Here is a 1,912-nt window from a genome sequence, read left to right on the forward strand (position 1 = left end):
GCAAAACGGTTCCTCTTTATGGAGCCGTTTTTTTTATTTCCCGAAGGGTTATTTGTCAGAATGACAAACCGATTTCGAGCCGGCGAGAACCCATTGTCACACCACGATTTAGGGGGTGTGTATAAATGGGCACTCTCTGTGAAATTTGAAGCTTTGAAATTCCGAATGGCGCACTTATACACTCTGTCGAGTGAGTGCTAAAATGCTGAAGCATTTCCGTCAAGCGTGTGGAGGAATCTTGTAGAGAGATATAGCATAGATACCCGTATCTCTAGAGATATTTTGGTATATCCCTGCTATATCTATGGGGTATCTATGCTATATCTTTGGCTTCAAAAACGGCACCTGTTCTAAGAGCATAGAAACTCAACAGGCACAGCCTGTTTGACACCCTTTTTTTTAGGGTGGCACCGAGTTTCCTTATGCTCTTTTTCTCTGAAGCTAAACCTGTTTTATATGTCGTAGTCTTTTTATTGGGAGTGACCCCTTGCTGTACAATTTCCGGAGGTGCCGATAAGGGACGAATTTTCCCTTGTCGGTTGCCTTTGGGGATTGTAAGGGGTGGAGGCTCGGAATCAAAAGGAAACGAAATATCATTCCGAGTGTGCTTCTTTTTTCTGTTCTTGAATTCTATTATTTCCAATGTTAGAATTATGTTAACAACTTGTTAGGAGTGTGTTTGGATGGAAGAGAAAAAACAAATTGGACCTCGAATTACTGTTGAAACATTTAAAAAGCTAGAGTTATTAGCCGAACATTTTACAAAACACAATGAATTTGGAAGAGTTTCAAAAGATGCTGTAATTGAGTTTGCTATTAAGGAATTGTATAGGGACTATTTGGGAAAAGGACGCTAATTTTTGTTGAAAAACTGACTTCGGATTTGGGGTTCTTTATTATTAACTTGATTTTAATTAAACATTACAGGAAAAATTGAGGGGAAATGGATGGATAAACGCAATGGTGACGCGGTTTTCATAGCTCCAAATGATGTTGTAAAAGTGACCACTATGAATCACGTCATTGAAGTTCAGCATATGGAGAAGATGAACCGGAAAAATAATATCAAAAAATTGGACAAGGATAGGTTTGTAGACCTCTCTACTGGGGAGATCCGGGAGTTCGAGCATTCGGAAAATCGGCAGGAAAATTATAATTCTTTGAGACAAACCTTTAAGAAGCTGCGTTATTTGATAAATAACAATTTTATAGGACGGCCAAATGAATTACATATAACTTTGACATACAAGAAAAATATGACGGACACGAAAAAACTTTATAGTGATTTTCAAAATTTTATCGACAGGTTGCGTTATAAATACAAGAAAGAAAGTTCGATAGATTATTTATCGGTGGTAGAGCCACAAGGACGTGGAGCCTGGCATTGTCATGTTTTAATGCGCTTTAATGATTTGGATAAGATTTATATTAAAAATGCTGAATTAAGGAGTCTATGGGGTTTAGGATTTGTAACAATCAAGTCATTAAAGGATATAGACAACATAGGAGCCTATTTGAGCGCTTATTTGACTGATATAGACCTAGAAGATGTCCAAGACAGGGAAACAGCCTTAAAAGTGGCTTCAGAGGGCTGTGAGGTGCAAACAAAGATCGTAGAAGGTCGGGAAAAGAAATTTTTAAAAGGCGGACGGCTGCACATGTATCCTTCCGGAATGAATATGTATCGAAAATCAAAAGGGATTGTTAAGCCGGAACGGGAAGAAATGAAGTTCGGAGACATAAAAAAAGTAGTGGGTTCGGCAAAACCACACTACGAGAAAAGTTATCATGTCGAAAATGACAATTTTGAAAACACAATTTCGTTTCTCCAGTATAACACAAAACGTGATTTTTGAAGCAAAACGGTTCCTCTTTATGGAGCCGTTTTTTTTATTTCCCGAAGGGTTATTTG

2 protein-coding genes are annotated in these 1,912 nt (G+C 38.0%); both read left to right on the forward strand.

What is annotated here, in order from left to right; genetic code table 11:
- Positions 1-683: 683 nt before the first annotated feature.
- The gene (locus ACFWW8_RS38525; RefSeq protein WP_375839303.1) at positions 684-857 is read left to right on the forward strand and encodes a hypothetical protein; all 174 of its coding nucleotides are present in this window, start codon (positions 684-686) and stop codon (positions 855-857) included.
- Between the two features lie 90 nt (positions 858-947).
- Complete coding sequence (locus tag ACFWW8_RS38530) at positions 948-1,856, forward strand: hypothetical protein (protein WP_375839305.1); 909 nt, start codon at positions 948-950, stop codon at positions 1,854-1,856.
- Positions 1,857-1,912: the final 56 nt, after the last annotated feature.

This window comes from Streptomyces sp. NPDC058701, from assembly GCF_042715295.1.
Taxonomy (GTDB): domain Bacteria; phylum Actinomycetota; class Actinomycetes; order Streptomycetales; family Streptomycetaceae; genus Streptomyces.

Coding starts and splice junctions, on each gene's coding strand:
- ACFWW8_RS38525 (WP_375839303.1), top strand. CDS start 684: ATGGAAGAGAAAAAACAAATTGGACCTCGAATTACTGTTGAAACATTT.
- ACFWW8_RS38530 (WP_375839305.1), top strand. CDS start 948: ATGGATAAACGCAATGGTGACGCGGTTTTCATAGCTCCAAATGATGTT.